Source organism: Plantibacter sp. MDV22-iso1, from assembly GCF_058408345.1.
Genome location: NZ_JBZVDY010000003.1, coordinates 74,353 through 99,243 on the forward strand (window position 1 = coordinate 74,353; position 24,891 = coordinate 99,243).

The following is a 24,891-nucleotide window of genomic DNA, read 5'->3' on the forward strand; positions in this document are numbered from 1 at the left end:
CGATGCCACGTCGCGGTCGTCGCGTCCAGGCCCGAACGGCCGCCGGGGCGGGTGAGCGCGAGGGCCTGGACTCGACGATCACACCATCGTCAGGACCATCGCCGGATCGGACAGCATCGTCCCGAGGTCGACGAGGAACCGGGACCCCTGCTCCCCGTCGATGAGTCGATGGTCGAACGACAGCGACAGCGTCACGACGTGTCGCAGCGCGACCTGCCCCTCGAACTCCCACGGCCGGCGACGGACGGCACCGAGCGCGATGATCGCCGCCTCACCGGGATTGAGGATGGGCGTCCCCGCGTCGACGCCGAAGACGCCGACGTTGGAGATCGTGATCGTCCCCCCTCGCAGTTCCGCCGGAGCGGTGCGTCCCTCGCGGGCCGTGCGGACGAGGTCCGACACAGCGTCCGCGAGTTCGAACAGGCTGAGCTCCTCCGCCCGAGCGATGTTCGGGACGAGGAGTCCCCGCGGCGTCGCTGCGGCGATCCCGAGTCCGACATGGCCGTACTCGACGATCTCCCCGGCAGCCTCGTCCCAGCTCGCGTTGACCGCCGGGGTGCGTCTCACGGCGATGCACACCGCCTTGGCGAGGACGGTCAGGATGTTGACCCGGTGGTCCCCGGTCCGAGGCGAGCGGGCGAGTGCATCGAGCAGCGACATCGTCGGCGTCACGTCGACCGTCAAGAACTCCGTCACGTGGGGAGCCGTGAACGCGCTGCTCACCATCGCCTCGGCGGTGCGGCGCCTGACCCCCGTGATCGGCCGCCGCACCGACCCGTCGGCCGCCGAGGCCGGCGTCGCTGGGGTCCCGGCCGGTGCCGCTCCCGCTCCGCGAGCACGCTCCGGCAGCTGCCCACTCGGGCCGGTCGCAGCGCGCTCGACCTCCTCACGCGCGATCCGACCACCGACGCCGGTGCCGACGAGCGTTCCGAGGTCGACACCCAGATCGCGGGCGAGTCGCCGGACCGGTGGTGTCGCGCGAGGCCGGGAACGCTCCGGCACCGGGGCGGTGTGCACCGGTACGGTGTGCACCGGGGCAGGTGTGTCATCGTCGACGGACCGCGCACGGCGCCGTGGCCGTTCACCGCTCGCCGTGCGAGGGCCGTAGCCGACGAGGACCGGCTCGCGGTCCGCCGCCCCACTCGGGAGGTCGACCTCCGCCCTGTCGGCCTCGGGGACCGACGGGGGCGGAGCGGTCTCACCATCGGGCGCGAAATCGACGAGCGCCTCGCCGACGAGGACCGTCGTCCCCGGTTCGACGTGGAGCCTCGTGACCACGCCGGCGGTCGGCGCGGGCAGTTCGACGAGCGCCTTCGCGGTCTCGACCTCGGCGATCACCTGGTTGAGCTCGACGTGGTCGCCGACGGCGACGCGCCAGGACACGAGTTCGCTCTCGGTCAGACCTTCACCGAGATCGGGTAGGGAGAACCGCTTCATCGCCGTCCCTCCCCACCGGTCACAGGCCGGGCCTCGGCCCTGCCCGCGGCCGAGGCGGAGGACCGACGCCCCAGTGCGCTATCCACCCCGTCCAGGATCCGGTCGAGGTCCGGCAGGAAATGGTCCTCGAGCGCCGACGTGGGATAGGGCGTGTCGAACCCCGTCACCCGCACCGGAGCCTCTTCGAGGAGGTCGAAGCAGCGTTCGGTGATCGAGGCCGCCAACTCGGCGCCGATGCCGCCGGAACGCTGCGCCTCGTGCGTGATGACGAGTCGCCCGGTCTTCTCGACCGAGGCGGCGACCGCGTCGACGTCGAGAGGTGCGAGGGATCGGAGATCGATCACCTCCAGGTCGACCCCCTCGTCGGCCGCAGCCTCCGCAGCCTCGAGCGCCGTCTGGACGAGCGGACCGTAGGCGACCAACGTCGCGTCCGTGCCGGCGCGAACGGTCCGCGCGCGGGTGAACGCGAGCGGATCGGCGGGCAGGTCGTCGAGGACCTCGCCCTTCGTCCAGTACCGCCGCTTCGGTTCGAAGAACAGCACCGGGTCGTCGCACGCGATCGCCTGACGGATCATCGTGTGCGCGTCCTGGGGGTCGGAGCACGTCACCACGCGCAGTCCCGCCGTGTGCGCGAAGTACGCCTCCGGAGACTCGGAGTGGTGCTCGACGGCGCCGATGCCCCCGCCGTACGGCACGCGGATGGTGACCGGCATCCGCACGGCACCCTTCGTCCGGTAGTGCAGCTTTGCCAACTGCGCGACGATCTGGTCGAAGCCCGGATAGATGAACCCGTCGAACTGGATCTCACACACCGGGCGGAAGCCTCGGAACGCCAGACCGATCGCCGCTCCGATGATCGCGGACTCCGCCAGCGGCATGTCGACGACGCGATCGGCACCGAACTCCGCCTGCAGACCGTCGGTCACCCTGAACACCCCGCCGAGTCGGCCGATGTCCTCGCCGAGCAACAGGACCCGGTCGTCATCGGCGAGGGCGTGGTGCAGTCCGGCGTTGATCGCCTTGCTGAGGGTGAGCGTGGTCATCGGGCACCACCGTCGAACATCGCGAGGTACGAGCGGTACTCCTCGCGTTGCCGTTCGAGCCCGGGGTGGGCGGTGGCGTAGACCTCGTCGAAGAGCGAGAGCGGGTCAGGGGCAGGCAAGGCGAGGCACCCCGCACGGACCCGGGCGGCCGCGGCGTCGGCGACGGACGCGACGTGGGCTCGGGCCGTCTCATCGAGGGCCCCCTCGGACTCCAGCAGACGCTCGAGCCGGGCGATCGGATCCTTCGCACGCCACGACGCGACCTCGCTCTCGTCCCGGTACCGCGTCGGATCGTCCGAGGTGGTGTGCGGCCCCATGCGGTAGGTGACGGCCTCGATGAAGGTCGGCCCACCACCGGAACGTGCGCGGTCGACGGCGATCCGCATCGCCGCCGTCACGGCGAGCACGTCGTTGCCGTCGACCCGCATGCTCGGCACCCCGAAGCCCGGCGCCCGGTCCGCGATGGGGCGCTGGGCCTGCAGCCCGACGGGCTCGGAGATCGCGTACTGGTTGTTCTGGCAGAAGAAGACCACGGGTGCCTGGAAGCTGGCGGCCAGCACCAGCGCCTCGTTCACGTCGCCCTGACTCGTCGCGCCGTCGCCGAAGTAGGCCACGGCCACCGCGTCGGACCCGTCGCGCTGACAGCCCATCGCGTAGCCCGTCGCATGGAGCGTCTGGGCACCGATGATGACCGCCGGCGTCGCCATGCCGACCGCGAACGGGTCCCAGCCCGACAGCGCGGTCCCCCGCCACATCGCCATCAACTGGTCGAGTTCGACGCCACGGCAGTACGCCACGGCCTGTTCGCGGTAGCTCGTGAAGACGAAGTCCCCGCGCCGCAGGACCCGCGCCGACCCCACCTGGGCGGCCTCCTGCCCGAGCGACGGCGGCCACAGACCGATCTCGCCCTGCCGTTGCAAGGCGGTCGCCTCCGTGTCGATGCGTCGCGTGACGACCATGTCCTCGTAGAGCGCGAGCAGCTCGGCGTGACCGAGGTCGGCGACGAAGAGGTCGTACAGGGCGTCCTCCTGGCGGACGCCGTCCGGATCGAGGAGCTGGACGCACCCGTGGTCGACCGGGACCGGTTCGCGTGCATCACCGCCCCGCTCGTCGGAATCCTGCGGGAATTGGGTGTGAGTCTCCATCGACACGATGCACGCCGCCTTGAGTTCGGTGACCTCACGGCGGTGCCTCGTGAGCGATGCCGTGCCCTCGCGTCGTCGCGAGGTGGTCCGAGGCTACGCCGGATCACCCTGGCGCTCAACCGTCGACACTCCGCGCAACGGCGAACGCCCGCCCCGCGGAAGCGGGACGGGCGTTCGGGTGCAGCCTGCGGCTTAGCCCTCGGCCGGGGCCTGCTCTGGAGTCCCCTCCCGAGCAAACGACCGTTCGACCGAGATCTAGCCTTCGGCCGGGGCCTCAGGGCCCTCGCTGGCAGCGTCGCTGCCGTGCGTGTCAGCCTCATCGGCGACGACCGGAGCGAGCGAGAGCTTGCCGCGGTCGTCGATCTTCGTGATCTCGACGAGGATCTTCTGGCCGACGCCGAGCACGTCTTCGACGTTCTCCACACGCTTGCCACCGGCGAGCTTGCGGACCTCGGAGATGTGCAGCAGGCCGTCCTTGCCCGGGAGCAGCGAGACGAACGCGCCGAACGCGGCGATCTTGACGACGGTTCCGAGGAACTGCTCGCCGACCTCCGGGTTGGTGGGGTTCGCGATCGCGTTGACCTGGGCACGAGCGGCCTCGGCCGACGGGCCGTCGACGGCGCCGATGTAGACGGTGCCGTCCTCCTCGATGGAGATGTCGGCGCCGGTCTCGTCCTGGATCGAGTTGATCGTCTTGCCCTTCGGGCCGATCAGCTCGCCGATCTTGTCGACGGGGATCTGGACGCTGATGACGCGAGGCGCGGTCGGCGCCATCTCGTCGGGAGCGTCGATCGCCGCGTTCAGCACGGAGAGGATCGTCGTGCGGGCGTCCTTGGCCTGCTGGAGCGCACCGGTCAGGACCGAGGTCGGGATGCCGTCGAGCTTCGTGTCGAGCTGGATTGCCGTGACGAACTCGGAGGTACCGGCGACCTTGAAGTCCATGTCGCCCAGGGCGTCTTCGGCGCCGAGGATGTCGGTGAGCGCCGCGTAGCGGGTCTCACCGTCGACGACGTCGGAGATGAGGCCCATGGCGATACCGGCGACGGGTGCGCGGAGCGGCACACCGGCGTTCAGCAGCGACAGGGTCGAGGCACAGACGGAACCCATCGAGGTCGAACCGTTGGACCCGAGGGCCTCGGAGACCTGACGGATCGCGTAGGGGAACTCCTCACGGCTCGGCAGCACCGGCACGAGGGCGCGCTCGGCGAGGAAGCCGTGCCCGATCTCGCGACGCTTCGGCGAACCGACCCGGCCGGTCTCGCCGGTCGAGTAGGGCGGGAAGTTGTAGTGGTGCAGGTAGCGCTTCTTCGTGACGGGCGACAGCGAGTCGATCTGCTGCTCCATCTTGAGCATGTTCAGCGTGGTGACACCCAGGATCTGGGTCTCGCCGCGCTGGAAGATCGCGGAACCGTGGACGCGCGGGATGACCTGCACCTCGGCGTCGAGCGGACGGATGTCGGTCAGGCCACGGCCGTCGATGCGGATGCCCTCGCGGAGGACACGGCCGCGCATGACGACCTTCGAGACGGACTTGTACGCCGCCGAGAACTGCGTGAGCACCTCGGCGTCGAGCGAACCGGCCTCGACGCGCTCAGTGATCTCCGCCTTGACGCGGTCCTTGAGGGCGTCGTCGGCGTTCTGGCGCTCGATCTTGTCGGCGATCTGGTAAACGTTCACCAGTTCGTCGTGCGCGAGACCGGCGACGGTGTCGTAGCTCTCCTGCGTGTACGGGAGGAACACGGGGTAGGCCGCGATCTCCTTGGCCGCCTGAGCGGCGAGTTCGCTCTGCGCCTTGACGAGCTGCTTGAGGAACGGCTTGGAGGCCTCGAGACCGGCCGCGACGACCGCCTCGTCGGGCTTCGTGGCGCCGCCCTTGATGAGGTTCCAGCTGTTCTCGGTGGCCTCGGCCTCGACCATCATGATCGCGACGTCTTCGTTGCCGTTGGCGTCGGTCACGATGCGACCGGCGACGATGATGTCGAAGACGGCCTCCTCGAGCTGATCGACCTTCGGGAAGACGACCCACTGGTCGGCCTCGCCGGCCTGGCCGGGGATCAGCGCGAGACGGACGGCGCCGATCGGACCGGAGAACGGCAGACCCGAGATCTGGGTGGACATCGACGCCGCGTTGATCGCGAGGGCGTCGTAGAACTCACCCGGAGCGATCGAGAGGACGGTGATGACGATCTGGACCTCGTTGCGGAGGCCGGTGACGAACGACGGGCGCAGCGGCCGGTCGATGAGGCGGCAGACGAGGATCGCCTCGGTCGAGGGGCGGCCCTCACGACGGAAGAACGAACCGGGGATCTTGCCGGCGGCGTAGGAGCGCTCCTCGACGTCCACCGTGAGGGGGAAGAAGTCGAAGTTGTCTTTCGGGTGCTTTCCGGCCGAGGTGGCCGAGAGGAGCATGGTCTCCTCGTCGAGGTACGCGGCGATCGCGCCCTGGGCCTGCTGCGCGAGGCGGCCGGCTTCGAACCGGACCGTGCGCTTGCCGAACTTGCCGTTGTCGAGAACGGCCTCGGCGAACTTGATTTCTGGACCTTCCACAGGTCTCTCCTTCGTACGTGTGCGCTCCCGTCGAGTGACGGGCCGCGCGTCCCGAATGGACGCGCCGTCGAGCGCGGTCGTGCATGATGCAGCGCGCAACACAGCCGCAGTACTTGCTCAAGCCGCCCGGTCTTCCGGGACTTGGCTGGCCACCAGTAGAACACCACCCGCGGATCGCGAGGGATACACCACCGAGGACCAGCTTCCTGTCGGCTGGCTGTGCGCGGAGCGGACCATCACGGTCCGCCGTCGGCCAGCCTAGCAGAGGGGGGTTCGGCGATCCCCGGAACGACACGGATCCTCAGGTGATGGGCGGGGTGCCGGGAGAGGCCGGAGACGCCGCGCGGCGGCGATCGCGTCCCCAGGACACGAGCAGGAGGAGCATCGCGACGGCCGCTCCGAGGATGGTGTCGAGCACACGCTCCCCCACGATCGCGAGCACCGGCTGCTTCGACGAGGACGTGCTGATGATGAGCACGAGCGGCGTGATGAAGACGAGCGCCAACGCGTAGTGCCGGATGACGACGAGCTCGATCGTGAACTGCAGGGCGGCCAGCACGAGGGCGAGGACGTAGCCGTGCGGCTGGAGCGAGGCCACGGCGAGGAAGATCCCGGCGCCGACGACCGTCCCGAGCACGCGGTGCACGCCGCGTGTCGCGCTCAGGGTGCGCGAGTGCCCGACGCTGAGGATCGCGACGCCGGACCCGGCGATCCAGTACCCGTGACCGAGGCCGAGGACCGCTCCGAGGACCGCGCTGATCGCGAGCGCGACGGTGAGGCGTGTCGCGATCCGGCGGTCGGTCGCGCTCAGCCGGTACTCGGGGAACAGCACGCGCATCGGCGTCGGCTTCCCCGCGCCGCGGCGGACCGCCGGTACGAGCAACGGCGCGACGACCACCAGGAAGGCGAAGGCGGAACCGGCCGCCACGAGCAGGATGACCAGTCCGCCGTCGAGCCCGGCGCCGCCGATCGGGACGGGCGCGGTCAGGTGGCCGGCGATGCCGAACACGAGGATGAAGAACAGCGCGCCCGGAGGGCCGAGGACGATGCCCTGCACCAGCCAGATCACCACCGACCCGACGACGATGAGACCGGCCGCGGTCAGCGGCCGAGAACCCGACATCGTGACACCCAGCGCCGCGGCCGTGACGAGCCCTGCTCCGATGAGCGGCAGCACCCGCAGACGGTCCCGGCGGCTGAGCGGCGCGCAGTAGAGCGCGGTGAACGCCCCGAGGCCGGTGAGCAGGCCGAGCGGCGTGAGTCCGAAGAACGTCGCGACCGCGACCGGCACGGCCATCGCTATCGCGGCAGTGAGGGCGGCCGGCCAGCGCTTGGGCGATGGCGCGAAGCTGATCAGCGAGGTCTTCAGACCGCGTTCAGCCATCCGGTCCTCCGCTCTCGTGCAACCATCCAACGCTACGCCATCCTGAGCCGGGTGCCCGGGCCCCGTCGTCGCGCGGGCCGCCCCGGGCTACGCTGGTGCGGACCCCAGGAGGTGACGTTGACGCATCCCGCGCCGGCAGCCGCTCGCCCGAAGCAGCGCGTCCCGTTCTGGGACAACGCCCGTTTCGCGTGCATCACGCTCGTGGTCATGGGCCACGCGATCCAGCGTCTGACCTCCGAGTCCGACCCCGCGCTCGTCGTGTACCTGTTCCTCTACGCCTTCCACATGCCGGCGTTCGCGATCATCAGCGGGTACTTCTCGAAGTCGGCCCCTCCCGGACGACGACAGATGCGTCGGGTGATCACGGACATCCTCGTGCCCTACCTGATCATGGAGGGGATCTGGTCCCTCGTGCAGTTCCTCGTCGAGGGCAAACGCGCGTTCAACCCGACCCAACCGTCGTGGACCCTCTGGTTCCTCCTCGCGCTCGGCATCTTCCGCCTCGTCCTGCCCTATCTCGCCCTCCTGCGCTGGCCATTGCTCTGGAGCGTGGTGATCTCGATCGGCGTCGGCTACCTCGACAACGTCGACAGCACGTTCTCGCTCTCGCGCGCGCTCGGGATCCTGCCGTTCTTCGTGCTCGGGTGGCAGATCAACCGGTGGCGGCTCGTGGACCGCTGGCGTCTCGTCCGTACGAGGGCCTGGTGGATCCGGATCGCCGCCGCCGTCGTCCTCATCGCGTGGGCGGTCGTCCTCGTCCTCGGGATCGACCTGTGGCGCCGCATCGACCTGCGCTACTGGTTCTTCTACGACCGGGGGTACACCGCGCTCGGGAACGAGGACGGGACGGGCGGCCTGGTGCGACTCGCGGCCATCCTGCTGGCCGTCGTCCTCACCGCGGCGTTCTTCGTGCTCGTCCCCCGCGGCCAGTCCTGGATCACCCGGTACGGACAGTCGACGATGTACGTCTACCTGCTGCACTCCTTCGTGCTCTACCCCCTGCGAGAATCGGGCGTCCTCACCGACACGGGCAACCCGGACCTCGTGCTCGTCGGCCTGCTGGTGCTGTCGGTCCTGATCGTCATCGTGCTCTCCAGCGGACCCGTGCGCCGCATCACGAGACCGCTCATCGAACCCCGCGCGGCGTTCATCTTCAGTCGCAAGCGGGCCTTCGACCCGGAGCCCCCTCGGAGCGACCCGACCGGATCGCGCCGCGACGTCACGAGGTGACGAGGACGACCTTCCCGCGGACGTGACCGTCGATGAGGTGGCGGTAGGCGTCGACGACCCGCTCGATGGGCCACACGCTGTCGATCGGGAGGACGATCTCACCCCGCGCGATCGACTCGCCGAGCGCTGCCAGCTCGTCGAGCGTCGCGTCCTGTCCGCCGACGCCGCGGAAGCCGTGCTCGGCGGCGAACGGGCGGTCCGCGATCGTGTTGACCCGCTCCGGCGCGACGCCGAGATCGCGCGCCAGCTCGAGGGTCGGCCGGCCGTGCGTGTCGATGACGGCGGTGATCCCGCCGGGGGCCGCCTCGAGGACACGCTCGCGCAGGCCGTCGCCGTACTGGACGGGGATGATGCCGAGACCGCGGAGGAACTCCTGGTTGGCCGCACCGGCGGTGCCGAGCACGACCGCGCCCGTCCGCCTGGCGAGCTGCGCCGCGAGCACGCCGACCCCGCCGGCCGCAGCACTCACGAGCACCGTGTCCGACTGCTGGACGCCGACGGCGGCCACCGATGCGATCGCCGCACGTCCCGCGATGTCGAGGGCGCCGGCCTGCTCGATGGTGAGACCGTCCGGCACATGATGGAGGATGCCGGCCGGAGCGATGAGGAAGTCCGCCTGGGCGTGGAACCGGTGTCCGCCGTAGACGTGGTCGCCCGTCGCGAATCCCTGGACGCCGCTCCCCACGCCGTCCACCACCCCGGCGAAGTCGTTGCCGTTCCCGCTCGGGACGTCCCGGCCGAAGGAGGCGAGCGCTTCGGGTGATGCCGCGAGCTTGTGGTCGACGGGGTTGAGGCCTGCGACGAGGACACGGACGCGGACCTCGTCGTGGCCGGGCACCGGGATGTCGCCCTCGACGAGGTGGAACACCTCGGGGCCACCGAACCGGTCGAACCGCACGAACCTCGCCATGATGCCTCCTCCGCCGGCTTCCGCCGACCTCCATGCTCACACGCTTCCCAGGCGAGGACCACCCCGGCCGCAGGGGACGTCACGCGCCGTTCACCCGGCCGAGCGAGAATCACGGGCATGGCATGGGTCGATGAGCTGCAGACGGCGATCACGGCGTGGTTGCTCGAGATCGCCGCGTCCGGCTGGGTGTTCCCGGCGCTGTACCTGCTGACGGTCGCCGACGCCTTCCTGGTCGTCCTTCCGAGCGAGACCGCAGTGACGGCGCTCGGAGCGATCTCGGCGTCGAGCGGCTCGCCGGGCCTCGCCCTCCTCATCGGCGTGGCCTGGGCGGGCGCCGTGACCGGCGACGTGTCCTGCTACCTCCTCGGACGAAGGATCGGGACCACACGGTTCGCCTGGATGCGGCGTCCGCGGGTCGCGGGCGCGATCGGACGTGCGGGCGTCGCCCTCGAGCGCCGTGCCGCTGCAGCCATCCTCACCGCGCGCTACATCCCGTTCGCGCGCATCGCGGTCAACCTCGTCGCCGGGGCGAGTGGGCTCCGCGCCCGTCGGTACCTTCCGATCACCGTCCTCGCAGGGCTCGCCTGGGCACTGTGGAACGTGGGCGTCGGAGCCGTCGTCGGCCGGTTCCTCCCGGATCAGCCGGTACTCGCGACCGCGGTCTCGATCGTCGTCGCCGTCGGCCTGGGCGTGGCCGTCGACCGCATCAGCGCAGCCCTGGCCGCACGACGGCGACGACCACTGGCCTCACTCGACGAGCTCGCCCCGCGCCTTCTTGCCGACGATGGAGTGCCGGCGGCTGTAGGCGAAGTAGATGATGAAGCCGAGCGCCAGCCAGACGAGGAACCGCACCCAGGTGAGCGTCGTCAGGTTGAGCATGAGCCAGACGCAGAGCACCGCTGAGAGGATCGGGAGGAACGGCGACCACGGTACACGGAATGCGCGCGGCAGCTTTGGATACTTCTTCCGCAGTACGATCACGGCGATGCTGACGAGCACGAACGCGGAGAGCGTCCCGATGTTGATCATCTCCTCGAGGATGCCCACGTCGGTCAGGCCGGCGATCAGCGCGACGAGCGCGCCGACGATGAGCTGCACCCGCACGGGTGTCTTGCGCTTCTCGGAGGTGACGCTGAGCGAGCGCGGGAGCAGGCCATCGCGGCTCATGGCGAAGACCACGCGGGCGAGGCCGAGCAGGAGCACCATAATGACGGTCGTCAGGCCGGCGAGGATGCCGATCGAGATCACCTGCGCCGCCCAGTCCGCGCCCACCGCGATGAACGCCGTCGCGAGTGAGGGGTCCTCAGCCTCGGCGAGCGTCGTGTACGGCACCATGCCGGTGAGGACGAGGCTCACCCCGACGTAGAGGACGGTCACGATGGCGAGGCCACCGAAGATGCCGCGTGGCAGGTTGCGCTGCGGGTTCTTGACCTCTTCCGCGCTCGTGGCGACGACGTCGAACCCGATGAAGGCGAAGAAGACGAGTGAGGCACCGGCGAGCAGACCGAAGACGCCGTACTGCGCGGGCGCTGCCCCCGTCATGAAGGAGAACAGCGACTGCGACCAGGCGTCGGACGCCCCGCCCTTCGTCGGGACCTCGTCGGGGATGAACGGCGTGTAGTTCGCGGCCTTGACGAAGAAGGCGCCGACGACGATGACGAAGATGACGATCGCGACCTTGATGATCGTGAAGACGCTCGCGACACGCGAGGACAGCTTCGTCCCGAGGACGAGCAGGGTGGTGAAGATCGCGACGATGACGAACGCGCCCCAGCTGACCTTGAGCCCGAAGACGTCGAGCTCGCTCGGCACGTCCCAGCCCCAGAGCAGGAAGACGTTGCTGAGGTAGATGCCCCAGTACTTGGCGATGACGGCGGCCGCCGTGAGCATCTCCAGGATGAGGTCCCATCCGATGATCCACGCGAGGAGCTCACCGAGGGTGGCGTAGGTGAAGGTGTAGGCGGAGCCGGCGACGGGCACCGTGGAGGCGAACTCCGCGTAGCACATGATGGCGAGGGCACAGGTGACGGCCGCGAGGATGAACGCGAGCGACACGGACGGGCCCGCGTAGTTGCCCGCAGCCTTGGCTCCGACGGAGAAGATGCCGGCGCCGACCGCGACCGCGACACCCATGATCATGAGGTCCCAGGTGCCGAGGGTGCGCTTCAGACTGCGCCCTTCGACGCTGGAATCCGCGAGGGAGTCCTCGATGCTCTTCGTCCGCCAGATGCTCATGGTGCTCCTTGCCGTGGTGCGGTACCTCGTGGCCTCGCTCGAAGCCGACTCTCGACCTTGCCAGATGAGCAGGCCGAGGTCGAGTCGCAGACGGGATGTTCTCCAGCTGCAGCGTTCCTGATCGAACACGAACGGGCCGCCATCCCGGAGGATGACGGCCCGTCACGAAGAAGCTCGCGGTGTCAGCGCCCTTCGACAGGCTCAGGGACCGTGGGTCTCGTGAGCTGGCGGAGGGTTCAGAGTGCTGCCTAGCGGCGGAGTCCGAGGCGCTCGATCAGCGAGCGGTAGCGCTCGATGTCGACGGCCTGGAGGTAGCCGAGGAGGCGGCGACGCTGTCCGACCAGGAGCAGCAGGCCACGACGCGAGTGGTGGTCGTGCTTGTGCTCCTTGAGGTGCTCGGTGAGGTCCTTGATGCGGCGGGTCATGACCGCCACCTGGACCTCGGGGGATCCGGTGTCACCTGGGTGGGTTGCGTACTCTTCGATGATCGCCTTCTTACGGTCTCCTTCAAGCGCCATAGTGGTGATCCCCTCTCTGTTCGTTGCGCGGTGCCCGTCGCCTGATGCGTGGGCTCTCTTGATCCGCGGCCGTTCGACGGCAACCTTGTGATTCTAGCAGGTTCAGAGCGTGGGAGGTTCGCGGTGCGTCGAGCGCCGCTTCGCGTTCGCCCGTTCCTCCGCTTCGCTGGCTGCAACCCGGCGTCGGCGACGCAGCACGAGGATGAGGGCGAGCGCGATGAGGTCCAGGATCAGGAAGGCGAGGAGCAGCCAGACCCAGAGCGGCGGTCCGGCACCGGCGTTCGGCGCAGGTTCAGCGGCCGCCTCCGCCGCCTCGGCGGTCGTCGTGGAGTCGTAGACGAGCCGGACCGGGTCGCCGAGCGTGGCCCCGCCGTCGGCGTTCGTCGACACGAGGGCGAGGGTGATGTCGTACTCCCCCGCGTCCGCTCCGCGAAGCCACTGGGTCATGTTGATCCTGGTGGACCATCCGCCGTCGCTCCCGATCTCGATCGGCTGCCCGTCGAAGCGGAACTCGGTCGCCCCCGTCCCGCCGGTGGACTGCAGGTCGCACGACGCATCATCGGCCGTGGAGCTGCTGAAGCAGGCCTTCGCCGAGTCGTAGAGGTCGATCGAGCGCCAGTAGGACAGCACGACGTCGGCACCCGGGTCGGCGGTGCCGGTGACGTCGAATCCGCTGACCTGCTCGCCGTCCAGGGTGTAGTCGACGCGGTAGACGGTGTCGCCGTCGGTCGGGCTCTCGATCGTCCCAGTGCCGGCGGCCGACGCGGGAGCGGATGCGGCGAGCGGCAGGACGACGGATCCTGCACCGATCGACACCGCCACCACGGCGAGCGCCGCGGTACGAGCGGCACGCTGCAGCAGCGAACCGAGTCGACGCGCTCCGGGGATCACCTGGCCACCACTCCCTCCGGCGACGCCGGACGGCGACGCACGCCACCAGTATCCCAAAGACCGGGGCGCCGAGCCTGGGAACGACGGAGGCGGGGACCGCACCGGGCGGTCCCCGCCCGCATCGGGGAGGTCGGACGGAGCCGTCCGATCAGGCCCCGAGACCGCCGAGCAGCTCGGAGAACGGGCGATCGAGGGCGAACGGGTCGTCCAGGCGCCCGGAACGGTCCGAGGCCGCCACGAGTGCGCTCAACTCGCCGGCCGCACGGTCGATCCGCGCCGGCAGGGCACCGACCTGCACGTCGCCCGACCCCCAGTCCTCGGAGGCCGCGAACACGGCGGTCGGCACGGTCACCGCCCGCAGGTAGGCGAACAAGGGACGCACGGCGTATTCGAGGGCGAGCGAATGCCTGGCCGACCCACCCGTCGCACCGAGGACGACGGGCACCCCGGTCAAGGAGGTCGGCTCCACCACGTCGAAGAACGACTTGAACAAACCGGAGTAGCTGGAGGAGAAGATCGGCGTCACCGCGATCACGCCGTCGGCGGCGGTCATGGCTTCGATCGCCTCGGACAACCGTGGACTGGGGAACCCGGTCAGCAGGTTGTTCGTGATGTCCTGCGCGAGGTCGCGCAGCTCGATCGACGTCGTCTCGACCTGGTACCCGTCCTGCTCGAGGCGCGCCACGGTGGCGTCGCGGAGGCGGTCGGCGAGGAGACGTGTAGACGACGGTTGGCTGAGGCCGGCCGACACGACGGCGAGCGTGCGCTTGGCGGTCATCGGGTCGCCCCGACCGCCGCCGCGCCGAACGCCGAACCGGATGCGACCCGGCTCGTCTCGACCGCACCGGAGCGCGAAGCGAGTTCCGCGTCAGCGGCCGCGACCATCGACGCGTGCGTCGGCGCCTCCGGCACGTCGGCCGGACGGTCCTTCGCGAACTCCTTGCGGAGCACCGGCACGACCTCGCCGCCGAGGATCTCGAGCTGGTCGAGCACCGTCGCGAGCGGGAGCCCGGCGTGATCCATGAGGAACAGCTGACGCTGGTAGTCGCCGAAGGTCTCGCGCATCCCGGCGTACCGGTCGATGACCTGCTGCGGGCTGCCGACGGTGAGCGGCGTCTGCTCGGTGAAGTCCTCGAGCGTCGGCCCGTGACCGTACACGGGGGCGTTGTCGAAGTACGGCCGGAACTGGGCGACGGCGTCCTGCGAGTTCTTCGCCATGAACGCCTGGCCGCCGAGTCCGACGATCGCCTGCGCGGCCGTGCCGTGTCCGTAGTGCTCGAACCGCTGACGGTACAGCTGGATGAGGCGCATGTAGTGCTCCTTCGGCCAGAAGATGTTGTTCGCGAAGAAGCCGTCGCCGTAGTAGGCCGCCTGCTCGGCGATCTCGGGGCTCCGGATGGAGCCGTGCCACACGAAGGGCGGCACACCGTCGAGCGGTCGCGGCGTGGACTGGAAGCCCTGCAGCGGAGTGCGGAACTGGCCCTGCCAGTCGACGTAGTCCTCTCGCCACAGGCGGTGGAGCAACGCGTAGTTCTCGATGGCGAGGTTGATGCCCTCGCGGATGTCCTTGCCGAACCAGGGGTAGACGGGCCCCGTGTTGCCACGGCCCATGATGAGGTCGACCCGGCCGCCGGCCAGGTGCTGCAGCATGGCGTAGTCCTCGGCGATCTTCACCGGGTCGTTCGTGGTGATGAGCGTCGTGCTCGTCGAGAGGATGAGGTCCGTGGTCTTCGCAGCGATGTAGCCGAGCATGGTCGTGGGACTCGACGGGACGAAGGGCGGGTTGTGGTGCTCGCCGGTCGCGAAGACGTCGAGACCGACCTCCTCCGCCTTCACGGCGATCGCGACCATCGCCTCGATGCGCTCGTGCTCGGTGGGCGTGATCCCGGTGGTCGGGTCGGTGGTGACATCCCCCACCGTGAAGATTCCGAATTGCATCATGCGCTCCCACTCGTTCTTTCATGCATTTGCATGGATATCAAGGACAACGGCGTTCACACCCGCGCTATTCCCGGCCCGTTCGGCATCCTGTCCACAGCGCGCCGCGCGAGCCGGACGCCGTGTCGGCGGGCTATGGCAGGATCACCGCATGAACGGCTCACCGAACCCTTCGTCCAGCACGCCGACACCCGCCTCTCGACACGTGTGCGGCATCGTCCCGCCCTGGTTGCTCGAGCGCATCGCCGGACTCGACGCTCCGCAGCTCGCTCGCGCCGCCAGTGCCGCGCGGTACTCGCTGCTCGCCACGCGACCATACCGCTTCCCCGAGCCCGGGTCGGAGCGGGCCGCCGATTCCGTGCGCGGCGCGACGGCCGGCAAGCGTCCGGTCGGCACCCCGGAGCGCAGCATCCACGACGCCGAGGGCACCGAGACCCTCCCGGGCACGCTCGTCCGCTCGGAAGGCGAGCCCGCCACCGCCGACACTGCGGTCTCCGCCGCCTACGACGGCCTCGGCGACACCCACGCCCTCTTCGCCGAAGCCTTCGCACGCGACTCCATCGACGGCCGCGGGCTGCCCCTGCTCGCCACGGTGCACTACGGCGACGACTACGACAACGCGTTCTGGAACGGCGAGCAGATGGTCTTCGGCGATGGCGACGGGGAGGTCTTCCGCAGCTTCACGAGCTCCCTCAGCGTCATCGGCCACGAGCTGGCCCACGGGGTGACGCAGTACACGGCGAACCTCGTCTACGAGGGGCAGCCCGGAGCGCTCAATGAACACGTGTCCGACGTCTTCGGCGCCCTCGTCGAACAACACGCGCGTGGCGAGGACGCGGCATCGGCGTCCTGGCTCATCGGCGAAGGCCTCTTCACGGACGAGGTCGAGGGCAACGCTCTGCGTTCCATGCTCGCCCCGGGCACGGCCTACGACGACGACGTCCTCGGCAAGGACCCGCAGCCGGCGCACTTCGACGACTACATCGAGACGACCGACGACAACGGAGGCGTCCACCTCAACTCCGGCATCCCCAACCGGGCGTTCGCAACGCTCGCCGTCGCCCTCGGCGGCAATGCCTGGGAGCGCGCGGGGCTCATCTGGTACGACACCCTCGTCGGCGGTCTGTCGGAGCGCGCCGACTTCGCGACCTTCGCCGCGGCGACGATCGCGGCGGCCTCCGCCAGGTTCGGTGTGGACTCGGAGGAGCACATCGCGGTCGGGCAGGCGTGGGCACTCGTCGGTATCGAGCCGTCCGCCTGAGCGTCGTGGCAGCGCCCGGGCTCGCGGAGTAGCATCGCGGCATGAAGGTCACGGTGACGAGGAGCGGCGGTGTAGCCGGTCTCACCCGACGGTGGGAGGTCGTCGTCGACGAGCAGCCCGACGTCGACCGATGGATTGTCCTGCTCGACCGCCTCCCGTGGGACGACACCCCACAAGGACCACCGGTCCCGGATCGGTACGTCTACCGCATCAGATGCGCCCCCAAGGAGGCCACCCTCGGCGAGCAGCAGCTCACCGGTCCCTGGCAGGAACTCGTCGAACGGGTGCGCGCCGTCCAGCCACCACGGGACTGACGATTCCTCGCCGGTCGCATGGCCCCGACGGCGTCAGTGCTGCGGGAAGCGCTCCGCCAGCAGTTCGATCGTCCGCTCACGCGCGGGCGCCGAGTTCGACGGCGTGCCCTCCCGTGCCGACCCGACGGGCGACACCATGACCTCGTCGACACCGAAGCGGTCGGCGAGACCCTGCAGCTCCGCCGCAGCCTGGTCGGCGTCGCCGATGATCCAGGCAGCGCGCATCTGCTCGACGAAGCCGAGCTCGAGATCGCTCTGCTCGGTGGCGGCAGCCTCTTCGACGGTCGCGATGGGTCCGAGCGGCTTGCCGGAGCGCAGTCTCGCCATCTGCTGCAGGTTGGGGAGCGCCAACGCTTCCGCCTCGGCGGCCGTGTCGGCGACCACGGCGTTCGCGGTCAGGAAGGTGCGCGGCGCGTCGAGATGTGCGGACGGCTGGAAACTGGACCGGTAGAGCTCGAGGGCCCGCGCCGTCCCCTGGCCGGAGAAGTGGTGCGCGAAGACGTAGGGCAACCCGAGTGCCGCGGCGAGCGCCGCCGAGTAGTCGCTCGATCCGAGCAACCACACGTCCGGCACGCTGCCGGCCTTCGGCGTCCCCCGCAGGGCGTACTCCTCGCCGGAGGTCATCCGCACGCTCGCACCGTCGACGCCGAGGAGGGCGACGATGTCCTGCACGTTGTTCGGGAACCGGTCGACGTCGCTCGTGTTGCCAGACTGGCGGAGCACGGCGGAGATGACCGGGTCGCTGCCCGGTGCCCGGCCGAGGCCGAGGTCGATGCGGCCGGGCGCGGAGGCCTCGAGGAGCGCGAACTGCTCGGCGACGACGAGCGGAGCGTGGTTCGGGAGCATCACACCGCCGGAGCCGACGCGGATCCGCTGCGTGGCGGCGGCCAGGATGCCGATGACGACCGCGGGGTTCGTCGATGCGACGGACGGCATGTTGTGGTGCTCGGCCACCCAATACCGGTGGTACCCCAGCTCGTCGGCGCGCTTCGCCAGGGCGATCGTCGCTGCGAGGGCAGCCGCAGTGTCCTGGTCGGTGCGGACGGGGATGAGATCCAGTATCGAGAGTCGCATGGTCACCTTTCGTCGCGCTGCCGAACGGCGACAGACGCATCAGGGTGCAGCGCTCGGACGGCCCGACATATTCCGCCTCGGCCACCGCAGTGGATTCCCAGGGCGATCCAAGCCGGATGCCACACCTGACGCGTACGCTGGATGCCCGCGACCCTGAAGGAGCACAGCATGGGATTCCTCGATCGACTGCTCGGACGCCCCGAGTCCGATGGACCTGTCCAGGCGACGGGTGGTGGGAGCCCGGCCCCGACCAGTGCGCGGACGGAGGACGAGATCGCCGTCGAACGGTACCGCTACCTCCTGCGGACCGCGCCGCCGGAGACCATCGAACAGGTCCACGAAGAGGCCTTCACGAAGCTCACCCCCGAGCAGCGAGGCATCCTGTACCGACAGCTGTCGGAGGGCGCTCCGACCGGTGAGGCACCGGCCGACGACTCCCCCAAGGCCCTCGCGCGTTCGGCCACCCGGGCCGAAGTGCGGCAGCCCGGGACCCTCGAGCGGAACCTCGGTCCGCAGGGCGGCGGGATGGGCTTCGGGGGGATGCTGGCCAGCTCGATGCTCGGCACCATCGCCGGGGTCGTGGTCGGTTCGGCCATCGCGCAGGCGTTCATTCCGGACACCGTCGGAACCGATGCAGCAGCCGATGCCGGCGCCGATCAGGGTGGTGCCGAGGCCGGGGCAGGAGACGGCGGGACGACCGACGCCTCCGCAGCCGACACGTCCGCCGACGGCGGTGGCTGGGGTGACGGTGGATTCGGGGACTTCGGAGGCGGCGGCGACTTCGGTGGCGGCGGCGACTTCGGGTTCTGAGCCCTGCCGACGCCCGGTCGCGGCACCATGCGTCCGTCAGCGCCGCTGACCACCCGCGGTTCGCGCCGGAGCGGCCGTCCGGAGCTCCACGGCCCGCTGGGCGAGCAACTCGATGACCGCTTCGATCCGTGCATCCCGGTGCGCGTCGTCGGCTCGCTCCACCCACGTCGCGAGTTCCCGCTGTGCGCTGTTCGGCAGGCCGCGGAAGAACGACAATCGACCGGCGTCGTCGATCGCCTCCTCGAGGTCCGGCCGCAGCCGCACCACCGTGCCGGTCGCCGAGAGCGGCGCGGCTCCCACATCAGCGTGTCTGCCCATGCGGCAACGGTAGTGGGTCGGGCGGCAGCCGTCGAGCAGCTCGGTCCTGACCGATCTCGGCCGGCCCCTGAGCCTTCAGGCGATCAGGCGAGTTCCCACGAGGCGACGCCACCGCCGACGACGACGAACACCGGGTGCGGCTGCGGTCGCCAGACCTTCGCCCACCGGGACGCGACGTCCGGGCTGCGTCCGAGCAGGTGCCGCCGCAGGTTGCCCCATTCGTAGTCGAGCTGACCGTCGGTCACGACGAGGGGGTCCCGGAGGACGCCGGAGGCGACGACCCGCGCGCGGTCGAAGACGATGTCGCGCTCCTGCGCCTCGTCGGCGACACCGTTGAGATAGGCCGCGATCGCCTCCAACGGTTCGTCGCCCTCGAGGAAGCGCTGGAGCTGCGGGTGTGCACGGAGGCTCGATCCTGGCTCCTGCAGGACCCGCTGGGCGATCAGCCCTTCACGCCAGGACGACGTCAGCGCCTGGGCGTCGAAGTACCGGGGATGGATCGACCAGAGACGCATGTCTCCATCCTGCCCGAGGTCGCTGACAACCGACTCCGGGCAGCCCCTGCCCCTCGCCGGAGCGCATGACCCTCGCCGTGGAGCCCTGCCGCGACGCGCGTAGGCTGAGGTGCATGTCTGAGCGCGCCACATCCCGTCGCCCGATGCCCCGGTGAGCGCTGCACCCGGATCCGGCCGTCGCGGGCTCCTCGTCGATCTGAGTCCGCTCCGGGAGAGTCCCGCCTTCGCCCGCCTGTGGATCGGCGGGGCGATCACCGGGATCGGCGGCCAGATGACCATCGTCGCCGTCGGCCTCCAGGTCTACGACCTCACCGCGTCGACGTTCGCCGTCTCGCTCGTGGGCGTCATCGCCCTCATCCCGATGATCTGCTTCGGGCTCTACGGCGGCATGCTCGCAGACGCGTTCGACCGACGCACGGTCGCCCTGACGGCCGCCGTGGTCACGTGGGTGTCCACGGCGATCATCGCGGTGCTCGCCTGGAGCGGCTCTGAGGTGGTCTGGCCGCTGTACCTCCTCACGACGATCAACGCCGTGTCGACGACCATCGTCGGGACGACGCGGCAGGCGATCCTCCCCCGGCTGCTGCCGGCCCGCCTCCTACCGTCCGCCGCGGCGTTGTCCGGCATCGCCGCGGGGGTCATGGTGACGGTCGGACCAGCACTCGCAGGCGTCCTCGTGGCCGGCGTCGGATTCCGCTGGACCTACACGATCGACGTCGTGCTGTTCGTCGCCGCCTTCCTCGGAATCGCGTCGCTGCCGAAGATCCTGCCCGAAGGCGGCGTCAGTCGACTTCCGGGCCTCGCGAGCCTGGTCGACGGCTGGACCTTCCTCCGGACGGCCCCCAACGTCCGGATGACGTTCATCGTCGACATCGTCGCGATGACGTTCGGCAACCCGCGGGTGCTCTACCCTGCCGTCGGCACCCTGTTGCTCGGCGGCGGGGCGATCACCGTCGGGGTCCTGACCGCGGCCGGCGCGGTCGGCACCCTGCTGTCGAGCCTCGTCTCCGGACGACTCGGCCGGATCGACCGTCAGGGCCGCGCCATCGAGCGGGCCATCATCGTCTACGGGCTCGCCATCGCCTCCTTCGGCGCGGTCCTCGCGTGGGTCACGTTCTCCGGAACGGCGACGCACGATGCCGCCGACGCGAACCTGCCCGCCATCGTGATCGCGGCGATCGCACTCGCCGTCGCCGGAGCAGCCGACAACATCAGCTCGATCTTCCGGATGACGATCCTCCAGGCGGCCGTGCCCGATGCCGTCCGAGGCCGGTTGCAGGGCGTCTTCACCGTCGTCGTGACCGGCGGACCCCGCGTCGGCGACCTCTACATCGGTCTCGCGGCTTCGGCCTTCGCGCTCTGGGTACCGGCGCTCGCCGGCGGACTCCTGGTCGTCGTGCTCGTCTGGACCCTCGTCCGCGTCCAGGGGGCCTTCCGCCGCTACGACGCGCGGACGCCGACCCCGTAGCGCCTAGGCGGGGGCCGTGGCGATCGAGAAGACGTCGCGACCGCTGAGCGAGGCTCGGCCGGGCAGTCCCTCGAGCTCGAGCACCAGTCCGAGCCCTGCCACCTCGTACCCGGCGCGCTCGATGAGGTTGATCGCCGCACCGCAGCTGCCGCCCGTCGCGAGCACGTCGTCGAGGATGAGCACGCGCGTCCCGGCCGGCAGCTGCTCGGTGCGCAGCTCCAGGGCGGCGGCGCCGTACTCCAGGCCGTAGTCCTCGCGGAGCACCTCACCGGGCAGCTTGCCCGCCTTACGGATGGGGACGAGTCGCGTGTGGGTCGCGTACGCGACCGCCGCGGCCAGCAGGAACCCACGGGCTTCGACACCGGCGACGGCGTCGAAGCGCCCCTCGAAGCGCGACGCCAGCTCGTCGATGATCGCGCGGAAGGCGTCGGCGTCGGCGAAGACCGGCGTGAGGTCGCGGAACAGGATGCCGGGCGTCGGGAAATCTGGAATGGTCGCCGTCAAGCGGTCGACGTACTGGGTTGCGGTGGTCATGCGGTCCTCGTTCGGTCTGGGAGACATGCGACACCCCTCGCCTCCGCGACGCGTCGGTCGAGGGAGACGAGGGGTGACCTGCGGATGATTACTTGACGCCCAGGAGGTCGATCACGAAGACGAGCGTCTGGCCCGAGAGCTGGTGGCCACTGCCGGCCGGGCCGTAGGCGAGCTCCGGTGGGACCGTGAGCTTGCGACGGCCGCCGACCTTCATGCCGGGGATGCCGTGCTGCCAGCCCTGGATGAGGTTGCGCAGCGGGAAGTTGATGGACTGCCCGCGGCTCCAGGAGGAGTCGAACTCCTCGCCGGAGTCGTAGCCGACGCCGAGGTAGTGGACGTCGACGGTCGAGGAGGCCTGGGCCTCGTCGCCCTCGCCGAGGAAGATGTCCTCGATGACGAGTTCGGTGGGGGCCGGGCCCGTGGGGGCGTCGACCTCGGGCTTGGTGCGTGCTGAATCGGTCATGACTCCATCCAAGCAGTTCCGCCCGATCGGTTCACGCGGATTTCGCTGAGCGCGTGACGCCCCGGGCCGACACCGGGTGGTGTGGTCGTCGCGTCACACCCGGTACTTGGGGGTTGCGGGCCGTGGCACCCGGGTGCATGCTGGAGGGACAGACCAACTCATCGCCCGGGCGACTCGCAGGCAGTGCCGCAGCACCGGGCGATGAGTCTGTCCGGGGCGGTCGCCCGAGGATCCGCCTCGCATCCCGTTCCGTCGTGTCCGGGCACCCGCAGCTCGGACCGGTATGTCCACAACGCCCGCGCCCGACGCGCCTGCGATACCGTAGACGGGTGAAGTTCGCCCATTTCGTCGCCACAGACCACCAGCCGAGTACCCCCGCAGAGCCGCGGGTCCGACTCGCCGTCATCAGCGACACCGGGGCGGTGTTCCTCGACGAGATCCTCGAGGACGCCCCGCGCGACCTCCAGGAACTCATCGAGCGCGGCCCGGCCGAGCTGGACCGTGTACGGAGCTTCGTCGAGACGTCGCTCGCCCACGGTGTCAGCGGAGAACCCCTCGACGGGCTCGTCCACGCGTCCGCGGTCCTCCGTCCGCCGACGATCCTCGCGGTCGGGCTCAACTACTCGGCGCACTCGCAGGAGCTCAACCTCAAGACCGACAACGCCCCCACCATCTTCGGCTTATGGGCGAACTCGCTCACCGGGCACGAGGGCACCACGAGCTGGCCCGCGGCGATCAGCGAGCAGGTGGACTACGAGGCGGAGCTCGGTGTCGTCATCGGCCGGGCCGCTCGCGACGTCGATGCGGCCGATGCGCTCGGCTACGTGTTCGGGTACACCGTCGTCAACGACATCACCGCCCGCAACATCCAGTACTCCGAGGCGCAGTGGTCGCGCTGCAAGTCCTTCGACGGGTTCACCCCGACCGGCCCGGTGGTCGTGACCGCGGACGAGATCCCCGACCCGCAGGACCTCCACATCTCGACCGTCCTCGACGGCGTGACGCTCCAGGACTCCTCCACCAGCCACATGGTCCGCAGTGTCGCGACGCTCATCGAACACTTGTCGGGCTCCGCGACCCTCCTGCCCGGAACACTCATCTCGACGGGCAGCCCGGGCGGCGCGGGATACTCGCGCGACCCGCAGGTCTTCCTGACCGACGGCGCGACGGTGACCGTGTCCGTCGAAGGCGTCGGATCGCTCACGACGCACTGCGCGGTCACCGCCGGGTAGTCAGTCCCTCACAGCACACGACGAAGCCGTCCGGACCCTGGTCCGGACGGCTTCGCTGTCTGCCACCGCGTCGGTCAGCGACTCGGGTCGGAGTCCGCGCCCGGGATCGGCAGGTCGATGATCGGGATGGCGGAGGTGACGGCCTCGATCCCCGAGAGTCGCGCAGGCGAGAGCTGCTTCGTCACCTCGTCGCGCGTCATGAGGTTGGCCTCGACCACGAGGTCCGCGACATTGCGGCCCGTGAGCAGCGCAGTCTTCGCGAGCGCCGCAGCCGACTGGTACCCGATGAACGGGGTCAGGGCGGTGATGACACCGACGGACGCGCCGACCATCACCTCGAGTCGTTCCTCGTTCGCCGTGATGCCGTCGATGCAGTTCACCCGCAGCGTCTTGCACGCCTGCGCCATCCAGACGATGCTCTGCAGCAGCGAGTGGGCGATGACCGGCTCGAAGGCGTTGAGCTGCAACTGCCCGGCCTCGGCCGCCATCGTGACCGTCATGTCTGCGCCGACGACGCTGAACGCCACCTGGTTCACGACCTCCGGGATGACCGGGTTGACCTTGCCCGGCATGATGCTCGATCCGGCCTGCCGTGGCGGCAGGTTGATCTCGCCGAGCCCGGCCTGCGGACCGCTCGACAGCAGACGGAGGTCGTTGCAGATCTTGGAGAGCTTGATGGCGCTCCGCTTCAGGATGCCGCTGAACGACATGAACCCGCCGGCGTCGCTCGTCGATTCGATGAGGTCGGGAGCCGTCGTGAGCGTGAGGCCCGTGATCTGGTTGAGGTGACGGACGACGGCTTCCGCGTAGCGCGGGTCGGCGGTAATCCCCGTCCCGATCGCGGTGGCGCCGAGGTTGACCTCGGCGAGCAGCCAGAGGGTCTCGTGCAGACGGTCGTAGTCCTCGGTGAGCGTCGTCGCGAAGCCGTGGAACTCCTGTCCGAGGGTCATCGGGACGGCGTCCTGGAGCTGCGTGCGTCCGACCTTGAGGACGTGGGAAAACTCGGCGGACTTGGCGCTGCACGAGTCGCGCAGCAGGCCGAGCTCCGTCAGGAGGAACTGCAGCGAGAACGCGAGCGCGATCTTGATCGAGGTCGGGTAGACGTCGTTGGTGGACTGCGACCGGTTGGTGTCGTCGAGCGGGTGCAGGTACTGGTATTCGCCCTTGGCGTGGCCGGCGAGCTCGAGCGCGATGTTCGTGATCACCTCGTTCGCGTTCATGTTCGTCGACGTGCCCGCACCGCCTTGGATCACGCCGACGAGGAACTCCTCGTGGAAGTCACCGTCGATGATGATCTGGCACGCGCGGTCGATGAGGTTCGCCTTCGCCGGGTCGAGGACCCCGATCTCGGCGTTCGCGCGGGCGGCGGCCTGCTTGACGCTCGCGATGGCGACGACGAGGTCGGGGTAGACGGAGATCGGACGCTTCGTGATGGGGAAGTTCTCGAGCGCGCGTGCCGTGTGGATGCCCCAGTACGCGTCGGCCGGGATCTCCATCGAACCGAGGGAATCCGACTCCGTCCGAGTCTCGTCGCTGTTCGTCCTGTCCGCCATGTCGTCGTCTGCTCCAAGGGTGGTGGGGATGCTGCTGCTGGTGGTGCTGATCGTCACTCGTGGCTCCGTTG

General features: G+C 69.8%; 23 protein-coding genes and 1 pseudogene. 7 read left to right on the top strand and 17 right to left on the bottom strand.

All coding sequences use genetic code 11. The annotated features are described in order from the left end of the window. Positions 1–78: 78 nt before the first annotated feature. From AC4PMY_RS15240 to AC4PMY_RS15260, 5 genes are all read right to left on the bottom strand, one after another. The gene (locus AC4PMY_RS15240) at positions 79–1,437 is read right to left on the bottom strand and encodes a dihydrolipoamide acetyltransferase family protein (protein ID WP_491623123.1); all 1,359 of its coding nucleotides are present in this window, start codon (positions 1,435–1,437) and stop codon (positions 79–81) included. Next, entirely contained in the window at positions 1,434–2,480 is a 1,047-nt protein-coding gene (locus AC4PMY_RS15245; protein ID WP_491623124.1) for an alpha-ketoacid dehydrogenase subunit beta, read from the bottom strand. The genes AC4PMY_RS15240 and AC4PMY_RS15245 overlap by 4 nt, the downstream gene beginning before the upstream one ends. Beyond that, positions 2,477–3,625: a pyruvate dehydrogenase (acetyl-transferring) E1 component subunit alpha gene (pdhA, locus tag AC4PMY_RS15250; protein ID WP_121291759.1), complete on the bottom strand. Its 1,149-nt coding sequence runs from the start codon at positions 3,623–3,625 to the stop codon at positions 2,477–2,479. Before pdhA ends, AC4PMY_RS15245 begins: the two co-directional genes overlap by 4 nt. A 255-nt stretch (positions 3,626–3,880) precedes the next feature. Then, positions 3,881–6,172 carry a polyribonucleotide nucleotidyltransferase gene (locus AC4PMY_RS15255; protein WP_491623125.1) on the bottom strand — a complete coding sequence of 764 codons (2,292 nt, stop codon included), beginning with the start codon at positions 6,170–6,172 and terminating at the stop codon, positions 3,881–3,883. Between the two features lie 301 nt (positions 6,173–6,473). After that, on the bottom strand, positions 6,474–7,556 hold the full coding sequence (locus AC4PMY_RS15260; RefSeq protein WP_491623126.1) for an FUSC family protein: 1,083 nt from the start codon (positions 7,554–7,556) through the stop codon (positions 6,474–6,476). A 117-nt stretch (positions 7,557–7,673) separates the two neighbouring features. Between AC4PMY_RS15260 and AC4PMY_RS15265 the strand changes: the two genes are divergently transcribed. Then, positions 7,674–8,786, top strand: a complete 1,113-nt coding sequence (locus tag AC4PMY_RS15265; RefSeq protein WP_071262385.1) for an acyltransferase family protein — start codon at positions 7,674–7,676, stop codon at positions 8,784–8,786. Here the strand turns inward: AC4PMY_RS15265 and AC4PMY_RS15270 are convergent. Further along, on the bottom strand, positions 8,776–9,696 hold the full coding sequence (locus AC4PMY_RS15270) for an NADP-dependent oxidoreductase (protein WP_491623127.1): 921 nt from the start codon (positions 9,694–9,696) through the stop codon (positions 8,776–8,778). The genes AC4PMY_RS15265 and AC4PMY_RS15270 overlap by 11 nt on opposite strands. Positions 9,697–9,813: 117 nt before the next feature. Here AC4PMY_RS15270 and AC4PMY_RS15275 point away from each other — a divergent pair. Continuing rightward, positions 9,814–10,299, top strand: a pseudogene (locus tag AC4PMY_RS15275) (DedA family protein); the annotation flags it as partial. Positions 10,300–10,443: 144 nt separating this feature from the next. On the opposite strand, the gene AC4PMY_RS15280 reads toward AC4PMY_RS15275, so the two are convergent. From AC4PMY_RS15280 to AC4PMY_RS15300, 5 genes are all read right to left on the bottom strand, one after another. Next, entirely contained in the window at positions 10,444–11,931 is a 1,488-nt protein-coding gene (locus AC4PMY_RS15280) for an amino acid permease (RefSeq protein ID WP_071262327.1), read from the bottom strand. Between the two features lie 248 nt (positions 11,932–12,179). After that, positions 12,180–12,449: a 30S ribosomal protein S15 gene (rpsO, locus tag AC4PMY_RS15285; protein ID WP_056012204.1), complete on the bottom strand. Its 270-nt coding sequence runs from the start codon at positions 12,447–12,449 to the stop codon at positions 12,180–12,182. Positions 12,450–12,551: 102 nt separating this feature from the next. Next, positions 12,552–13,340, bottom strand: a complete 789-nt coding sequence (locus AC4PMY_RS15290) for a hypothetical protein (RefSeq protein ID WP_079707117.1) — start codon at positions 13,338–13,340, stop codon at positions 12,552–12,554. 148 nt (positions 13,341–13,488) lie between these two features. Then, the gene (locus AC4PMY_RS15295) at positions 13,489–14,118 is read right to left on the bottom strand and encodes an FMN reductase (protein WP_491623128.1); all 630 of its coding nucleotides are present in this window, start codon (positions 14,116–14,118) and stop codon (positions 13,489–13,491) included. After that, entirely contained in the window at positions 14,115–15,278 is a 1,164-nt protein-coding gene (locus AC4PMY_RS15300) for an LLM class flavin-dependent oxidoreductase (RefSeq protein WP_491623257.1), read from the bottom strand. Before AC4PMY_RS15300 ends, AC4PMY_RS15295 begins: the two co-directional genes overlap by 4 nt. 151 nt (positions 15,279–15,429) lie before the next feature. Between AC4PMY_RS15300 and AC4PMY_RS15305 the strand changes: the two genes are divergently transcribed. Further along, positions 15,430–16,539 carry a M4 family metallopeptidase gene (locus AC4PMY_RS15305; RefSeq protein ID WP_491623129.1) on the top strand — a complete coding sequence of 370 codons (1,110 nt, stop codon included), beginning with the start codon at positions 15,430–15,432 and terminating at the stop codon, positions 16,537–16,539. A 41-nt stretch (positions 16,540–16,580) separates the two neighbouring features. After that, a complete protein-coding gene (locus AC4PMY_RS15310) occupies positions 16,581–16,853 on the top strand; it encodes a protealysin inhibitor emfourin (protein WP_064294474.1) in 273 nt (90 codons plus the stop codon). A 33-nt stretch (positions 16,854–16,886) separates the two neighbouring features. Here the strand turns inward: AC4PMY_RS15310 and AC4PMY_RS15315 are convergent, their stop codons facing one another. Next, positions 16,887–17,927, bottom strand: coding sequence for an LLM class flavin-dependent oxidoreductase (locus AC4PMY_RS15315; RefSeq protein WP_064294475.1), 1,041 nt, complete (start codon positions 17,925–17,927; stop codon positions 16,887–16,889). 168 nt (positions 17,928–18,095) lie between these two features. Here AC4PMY_RS15315 and AC4PMY_RS15320 point away from each other — a divergent pair, with 168 nt between their 5' ends. Then, on the top strand, positions 18,096–18,737 hold the full coding sequence (locus AC4PMY_RS15320; RefSeq protein ID WP_064294476.1) for a hypothetical protein: 642 nt from the start codon (positions 18,096–18,098) through the stop codon (positions 18,735–18,737). A gap of 36 nt (positions 18,738–18,773) precedes the next feature. Here AC4PMY_RS15320 and AC4PMY_RS15325 read toward each other — a convergent pair whose 3' ends face one another. Next, entirely contained in the window at positions 18,774–19,055 is a 282-nt protein-coding gene (locus tag AC4PMY_RS15325; RefSeq protein WP_082915908.1) for a YdeI/OmpD-associated family protein, read from the bottom strand. A gap of 83 nt (positions 19,056–19,138) precedes the next feature. Next, a complete protein-coding gene (locus AC4PMY_RS15330; protein WP_491623130.1) occupies positions 19,139–19,570 on the bottom strand; it encodes a pyrimidine dimer DNA glycosylase/endonuclease V in 432 nt (143 codons plus the stop codon). 151 nt (positions 19,571–19,721) lie between these two features. On the opposite strand from AC4PMY_RS15330, the gene AC4PMY_RS15335 reads away from it, so the two are divergent. Further along, the gene (locus tag AC4PMY_RS15335; protein ID WP_354296189.1) at positions 19,722–21,038 is read left to right on the top strand and encodes an MFS transporter; all 1,317 of its coding nucleotides are present in this window, start codon (positions 19,722–19,724) and stop codon (positions 21,036–21,038) included. A 3-nt stretch (positions 21,039–21,041) separates the two neighbouring features. Here the strand turns inward: AC4PMY_RS15335 and AC4PMY_RS15340 are convergent, their stop codons facing one another. Together AC4PMY_RS15340 and AC4PMY_RS15345 are read right to left on the bottom strand one after the other, a co-directional pair. Next, entirely contained in the window at positions 21,042–21,572 is a 531-nt protein-coding gene (locus tag AC4PMY_RS15340) for an adenine phosphoribosyltransferase (RefSeq protein ID WP_064294479.1), read from the bottom strand. Between the two features lie 88 nt (positions 21,573–21,660). Next, positions 21,661–22,035: an FKBP-type peptidyl-prolyl cis-trans isomerase gene (locus AC4PMY_RS15345; RefSeq protein WP_064294480.1), complete on the bottom strand. Its 375-nt coding sequence runs from the start codon at positions 22,033–22,035 to the stop codon at positions 21,661–21,663. Positions 22,036–22,364: 329 nt separating this feature from the next. Here AC4PMY_RS15345 and AC4PMY_RS15350 point away from each other — a divergent pair, with 329 nt between their 5' ends. Then, a complete protein-coding gene (locus AC4PMY_RS15350) occupies positions 22,365–23,267 on the top strand; it encodes a fumarylacetoacetate hydrolase family protein (RefSeq protein WP_371743699.1) in 903 nt (300 codons plus the stop codon). A 74-nt stretch (positions 23,268–23,341) separates the two neighbouring features. Here the strand turns inward: AC4PMY_RS15350 and AC4PMY_RS15355 are convergent, their stop codons facing one another. Then, complete coding sequence (locus AC4PMY_RS15355) at positions 23,342–24,820, bottom strand: aspartate ammonia-lyase (RefSeq protein WP_491623258.1); 1,479 nt, start codon at positions 24,818–24,820, stop codon at positions 23,342–23,344. Positions 24,821–24,891: the final 71 nt, after the last annotated feature.